Here is a 6369-nt window from a genome sequence, read left to right on the forward strand (position 1 = left end):
CCCCGGTGACCGGGTGATCGTGTGCTCCACGATGTCCTGCGGCGTCTGCCGCTACTGCCGGATGGGCCAGACCGCCCAGTGCGACGTCGCCAATCCCAACGGCCCGGCCGCCGGCACGTGCTTCTTCGGCGGCCCGGCGCCCACCGGCCCCGTGGACGGACTTCAGGCCGAGTACGCCCGCATCCCCTGGGCGTCCAACACCCTGATCCCGATCCCGGGCAACGTTTCCGACGACGATGCAATCCTGCTTTCTGACATCTTCCCCACCGCCTGGTTCGGCGCCCAGCTGGCCGGGATCCGGCGCGGGGACACCGTGGCCGTCTACGGCGCCGGGATCGTGGGGCAGCTGGCGATCGCCTCCGCCTACCGCCAGGGCGCAGGCCGGGTCTGGGCGGTCGACGGCGTGCAGACACGCCTGGTCAAGGCCCTGGAACAGAACGCCGAGGTCATCGACTTCAACCAGGAGGACCCGGTGGAGGCGATCATGGACGCCACCATGGGCGTGGGCGTGGACGCCGTCATCGAGGCCGTCGGCGTCGACGCCCAGCGCCCGGCCCGCGGGCCGGCGGCCGAGAAGTACGCCGCACGCACCGAGCAGTTCGACGCCGAGGTGACCCAGACCGCCCCGGAGACCAACGTCCAGGGCGAGAACTGGGTGCCCGGCAACGCCCCGTCCCTGTCGGCCCAGTGGGCCGTGGAGTCCGTGGCCAAGTACGGGCGGATCGGCATGATCGGCGTCTTCTCCCCGGACCTGACGTCCTTCCCGATCGGGCAGGCCACCAACAAGAACCTCACCCTGCGCGCCGGCAACTGCGACCACCGCTCGGTCACCCCGCCGCTGCTGGACCTCGTGGCGGCCGGCCTGTTCGACCCAGCCCCCTTCGTCACCCAGCACGAACCCATCGACAACGCGGTCGAGGCCTACCTGAGCTTCGACCGCCGCGACGAGGGCTGGCTCAAGACCGTCCTCACCACCGGATGAGGGCTCAGACGCTTCACCACGCCTGAGACAGTCGCTCCGGCAGGAGCATCATCGAGCAGAGCTGCACGAGGAGGAGAACCGGGATGGGCAATGTCGCTGACGGGATTGTGGACCGTCTCCGTGCTTGGGGGACGCACCGGGTGTTCGGATACGCCGGAGACGGGGTGGACCCGTTGCTGGCCGCTCTGGCACGGGCTGAGGAGGACATCGAGTTCGTCTCCGCACGGCACGAGGAAATGGCCGCGTTCATGGCCACTGGCCACGCCAAGTACACCGGACAGGTCGGGGTGTGCCTGGCCACCCAGGGCCCCGGTGCGATCCATCTGCTCGCGGGTCTGTATGACGCGAAACTCGACAGCAAGCCCGTTGTGGCGATCGTGGGTCAGGTCGTCACGACGGCCCAGGGCAGCGGTTATCAGCAAGAGGTGGAGCTTCCCACACTGTTCAAGGACGTGTGCGCCCAGTACGTCCAAACCGTCAACGCCCCGGAACAGGTGGAGGCCGTGCTCGACAACGCCTTCCGCACCGCGATCGCCACCTCGAGCCCCACCTGCGTCATCGTCGCGCACGACGTCCAGCAGGCCGAGGTCCCGGAGAAGGAGCACACCCACGGGATTGTCCCCAGCGCACCGGTCACCGCCGCCCCTCGAGTCATGCCGAGCGAGGAAGACCTGGACCGCGCGGCACGGTTGCTCAACACCGGCGAACGCGTGGCGCTGCTGGTAGGCCAGGGTGCCGCCGGCGCCGCCTCCGAGGTGGCGAAGGTGGCCGAGCGGCTCGGCGCCGGAGTGGCGACCTCCCTGCTCGGCAAACCGGTGATCGACGAGTCCCTCCCCTGGGCGTGCGGGGTGATGGGCCACCTGGGCACCACCGCGGCGGCGAACCTGATGGCCGGGTGCGACACCCTGCTGATCGTGGGCAGCAACGACCCCTGGACCGAGTTCTACCCCGCTCCGGGGCAGGCCCGGGCCGTGCAGATCGACATCAGTGCCCGCAACCTCGGGGCGAAGTACCCCGTGGAGGTGGCACTGGCCGGGGACGCCACCGAAACCCTGCGGGCCCTGCTGCCGCGGCTGCAAGGCACCGAACGACCCTGGCGCGGCGAAGTCGAGACCATGGTCGACACCTGGCGGCGGGTGGCCCAGGCCCGTTGCGCCGAGCCTGCGGAGCCCCTCAACCCTCAGGCCGTCGTCGCGGCTCTGTCCGATCATCTACCCGCTGACGCCCAGGTGTCCGTCGACGTCGGTTCGGTCGTCTACTGGTACGCCCGCTTCCTGCGCCTGCCACCCGAGGTGCCGGCACACCTGTCCTCCACCTTGGCCTGCATGGGCTCGGCGATGCCCTACGGGCTGGCCGCGAAGCTCGCCCACCCCGACCGTCCTGTCGTGGCCCTGGCCGGGGACGGGGCCATGCAGATGAGCGGCAACGCCGAGCTCATCACCCTCGCCTCCCGGTGGCGGGACTGGACCGACCCCCGCTTCGTCGTACTCGTCCTGAGCAACGGTGACCTCGCTGAGGTCTCCTGGGAGCAGCGCGAGATGGAGGGCGATCCACGTTTCCCCGCCTCCCAGGACGTCCCGGCGTTCCCGTGGGCCGATCACGCCCGTCTTCTGGGCCTCGAGGGCATCCGGATCGACCGCCCCGAGGACATTGATAAGGCCTGGGCCACCGCCCTGAGCGCGGACCGGCCGACGGTGATCGAAGCGGTCGTCGACCCCGCCACACCGCTGCTGCCCCCGCGCGCCACGGAGTCCCAGGTGGAGCAGATGCTCACCGGTCTCGCCCAGGAGGGCGCCGACCGCGCCGCCGAGCAGCTACGGATCCAACGCGAGCACGAGGAGGCCCGGCACCGGTGATATCGGCGTGACGGTGGAACAGGTGCATGTGGGACAGCGCGTGCAGACTCAGGTGAACGGGGTGGCGCACTGGACGGGGACGGTGGAGACGGTCGTGGTCCCGTTGGGTGTGGTGTGGATCCGCGAGGACGGGCTGGGAGAACGTCAGTCCCTGGACCCGCGGGAGCACCAGATACACTCCCAAGATCTCACCGACGGGTGACCTGGACCGATCCACCCCGGAAGGCTCCCGCACTCAGACAAGCCAAACACCTCCGCACCGCCTCTCGGGGTGCTAGCTGGTCCTGCGCCGCCTTCGGCGACCGCACCCGGGAGGGCTCAGACGACCTCGCCGTCCCGATCCGGCGCGAGCGGGGCCTTCCCACGGACAAGGGCCCAGTACGCGACCGGCCACGTTCCGGGCTCCGGCCGGCCCAGCACCGGCGCCATCGCCTGGCGCTCGAGGAGGGCAACCTGAAGGTCGGCAGTCGCTGGAGCAGCGCGCGGCTCGGTTGCTGACAGCCGGAGCGTTCGTGACGTGGCGGGCATCGAGGAGCTGGGTGACGGCGAAATCGAGGAGCTGGGTGACGGCGAAAGCGGCGATGTCGCCGGCGGCCGCAGAGGATCCGATGGCGTCGTGGCCAAAGTATCCGACGTACTTCAGTCCCCGTCCTCGACCGGGCGTGCGGCGCAGGAACCGCACGATCGTCCAGTCCAGTCCCGCTGCGGCACCGGCACGGTCGGCGCGTGATGACGGCTGGTCCGGTGGACACCGCGTCCGCGCCCAGCGGCAACGCGAAGGACAGGGTTCGTTGTCCTCACGCGGTGAACTGCAGCACGGGGCCGCCCTGGGGGCGGGTGGGCATGCGGTGCAGGTCGAAACTCATTCCGGATTCGTCCGCGGCCCAATCGCGCCCGGCCAGGTGCGCAGCGGTCACCGCCATCAGCCCCACCGTGACGTCTTCCCCGGGGCACCGGTGCCCGAGCCGCGGTGAGCCGCCGCCTTGCGGAATGAAGTTCTCGATCTGCCTCGCGTCCAGACCCAGGAACCGCTCCGGATCGAAGTCAGCGGGACGCTCCCACTCCCCCGGGTCGTTGTTGGTGCCCAGGATGTCCAGCAGCACCCGTTGGCCGGCCCGGATGTGCTGCCCGCCCCACTCCATGGGACAACGAGCCCGGGCCGGCAGCATCGGCACGAAGGGATACACCCTGCGCACCTCGTGGGCGAAGGCACGGGCTTGGGGCCCTCCCACGGTGCTGCCACGATCGGCGGTCTCGGCGCGCAGGCGTGCGACCCACTGCGGGTGCTCATGCAAGGCCAGCGCGATGAAGGCCGCGAAGCGGCTGACCGCGATCGTAGGACGGACGATGTTCTGCAGTTCCACACCGGCCGTGTGCTCATCCAGCAACCGCCCGTCCGGATCACGGTAGGCCGCGACAAGGTCGAGCACGGGCACCTGCCCTGCTCCCCGCCCGGTCTGCCCGGGAAAGCCCTCGACCGTGCGGGCCCGGATGATGAGGTCCTTCGCCCAGGCATCGCTGTCGCGGCGCGCGAGCATCGCCCGCGCCCAGGGAAGTCCGGGCACGCCGAAGCCCTCGACGATCGCCGCCAGCCGCTGCGCGCGGTCCTCCACCTGAAGGGCGTCCATGCCCGTACCCGCCCAGGACAGCACCGCACGGCCGAAGACCGCCACCGAGGCCTCATAGACGTTGAGCGTCTCGGCCCTCTCCAGCACTCGGGCCCATTCCCGGTCCACCTCCTCCACCAAGGCCTCGACACGCTCGGGCGTGGTGGCGTGCAGGAACAGCTGCTTGCGGTGGCGGTGGGTGTCGTCGTCGAGCCCGTGCACGGCTCCGCGCCCGAACAGGGGCGCTTTGACGGCCACCGGCATCGCCCCGGCCCGGCGGAACCGGTCCGTGTCGTAGAAGAAGCGCACCGCCTCCGTTCCACGGATCAGCAGCGCTGGCCCACCCATCAGCTTCAGCGGCACGGCTCGGGCTGCCAGATTGCCGGCACGAGCACGCACCGCGTCCGCGAAGGTGTACCCGTCCCGCAGCAGGTCTACAGAGCGGTCAGTCACTCCAGTACGTGCATGGACGGTTCTCATGGGATCTCCAGCGGAAACCCCGCCTTGCAATGAAGACAGACACCACAACGAAGTCCTGCACCAAGCGGCACGAACTCCCACAGGGCACAAAGCCCCTCATTCCGCCATCTGTAAAGTGAAAAGCATCCAGCTGCCCTGTCGCCCCAAGGGAAGATCCGGGAGCGGCCTCAACACCTGGGACACCCGCAGGGGAACCCCGGCTGCAATGCCCGAAGTGCGGAACAGGGACGTTGTCCGTTGCCGCACCGATGCACTACCCCTCAAGGCATTGCCTGGTTGCGGTGTTGGTGCTTCGCTGGATGTGCAGACCCGTTCCGGGTCCGCACATCCAAGAGGGGATCATCATGGCTGGTCACAACGAGCAGGCCGAGCACACCAAGGCCGAACACACCCACGGAGACAACTGTGGGCACGACACCATGGAGCACGGCGATCACGTGGACTACCTCCACGACGGTCACCGGCACTCCGAGCACGGAGACCACTACGACGAGTGCCAGGAAACGTCTGCGTGACGACTCGGGGAACCCGCACGGAATAGGGCTCCCCGAGTCGTCTCGACCAGCGGCGCATAGCAGAACAGCAGCTGCTGGCCGAGGCCGCCAACGTCCTCATCGGCCGCACCCCGCCACCACACCAGCTGCTGGATTGGCACAAGCTCACCGGCCACGAGTCGACCTGAGACCGCCTCCGGTCGCCCAGTGCTGCGTCCCGCGTGCCGACACCGCGGAGCACGGGGTCGATGACGCCCCCAATGCTCCACAGCGGGCAGTGGGCGGTCCTGGCCACCGGGTGGTCATCCTCTGCCACAGTCGGTAAGCGAGCTGACAATCACTGTGACGGGTTGTTAGCGTGGGAGCACTTCAGCTCTTCGTCTGAAGCGGCACCCGGAGTCACCGGTTCTCCCGCCGCCGGCCCGGATGCGATCCACAGGAGTACTGCCCTGTGACCGTGTGCCCCTGCCCAGCCCCTGGGCAGGGGCACACGCGCATCCGGGGACCCTGGATGCGCAGGCTCCTCCAGGTACGGTGCGCAACAGCCTCCACGGTGCACCCGTGTTCCATCCCGGTCATCGAGGCGGAGCACCATGGCCGGGGCCGGCGTCGTCGGCTCCCCCTCCGGTGCATCTCGGCCCCACCCTCTGGGGGCCCGCGCAAGGGCTCGGGCCCGTGGCGGTGCCGTTACCGCAGTTCGGCTTAGGGTTCCCGTCGCATGTTTTCGCAGGTCAACGCCACTTCCTGTCACAGTTCTCGGCTGCTTCGTTCCAACAGCGCAGATGTGGACAATGAGTTGGCATGAAGCCGCAGGTGGCGGGGGCCGCAGAAGGCTCGGCGGCGCACAGTCAGACCGACCAGGCGCGCGACAATGCTGGCGCAGCGGCGCAACAGCTAATTTCGGGGCAGCAGGTACAGGCCCGGATGCACGAGGCGGTGCACTGGACGGG

General features: G+C 69.3%; 6 protein-coding genes. 5 read left to right on the forward strand and 1 reads right to left on the reverse strand.

Features of this window, described 5'->3' with window-relative positions:
• From BJF77_RS00015 to BJF77_RS19765, 4 genes are all read left to right on the forward strand, one after another.
• The coding region (locus BJF77_RS00015; protein ID WP_083664892.1) for a zinc-binding dehydrogenase at window positions 1-982 on the forward strand (982 nt) is incomplete at its 5' end.
• An 83-nt stretch (window positions 983-1065) separates the two neighbouring features.
• Window positions 1066-2838 carry a thiamine pyrophosphate-requiring protein gene (locus BJF77_RS00020; protein ID WP_075870921.1) on the forward strand — a complete coding sequence of 591 codons (1773 nt, stop codon included), beginning with the start codon at window positions 1066-1068 and terminating at the stop codon, window positions 2836-2838.
• Window positions 2839-2878: 40 nt separating this feature from the next.
• Window positions 2879-3040: a hypothetical protein gene (locus BJF77_RS20345; protein WP_158041118.1), complete on the forward strand. Its 162-nt coding sequence runs from the start codon at window positions 2879-2881 to the stop codon at window positions 3038-3040.
• Window positions 3041-3355: 315 nt separating this feature from the next.
• Window positions 3356-3568: a hypothetical protein gene (locus BJF77_RS19765; RefSeq protein WP_139318351.1), complete on the forward strand. Its 213-nt coding sequence runs from the start codon at window positions 3356-3358 to the stop codon at window positions 3566-3568.
• Between the two features lie 67 nt (window positions 3569-3635).
• On the opposite strand, the gene BJF77_RS00030 is transcribed toward BJF77_RS19765, so the two are convergent.
• A complete protein-coding gene (locus tag BJF77_RS00030) occupies window positions 3636-5006 on the reverse strand; it encodes a cytochrome P450 (RefSeq protein WP_158041126.1) in 1371 nt (456 codons plus the stop codon).
• 263 nt (window positions 5007-5269) lie between these two features.
• Here BJF77_RS00030 and BJF77_RS00035 point away from each other — a divergent pair, with 263 nt between their 5' ends.
• A complete protein-coding gene (locus BJF77_RS00035; RefSeq protein ID WP_075870924.1) occupies window positions 5270-5440 on the forward strand; it encodes a zinc transporter permease in 171 nt (56 codons plus the stop codon).
• Window positions 5441-6369: the final 929 nt, after the last annotated feature.

It is taken from the genome of Kocuria sp. CNJ-770 (assembly GCF_001942375.1).
Taxonomy (GTDB): Bacteria; Actinomycetota; Actinomycetes; order Actinomycetales; family Micrococcaceae; genus Kocuria; species Kocuria oceani.

Coding starts and splice junctions, on each gene's coding strand:
- BJF77_RS00035 (WP_075870924.1), top strand. CDS start 5,270: ATGGCTGGTCACAACGAGCAGGCCGAGCACACCAAGGCCGAACACACC.
- BJF77_RS00020 (WP_075870921.1), top strand. CDS start 1,066: ATGGGCAATGTCGCTGACGGGATTGTGGACCGTCTCCGTGCTTGGGGG.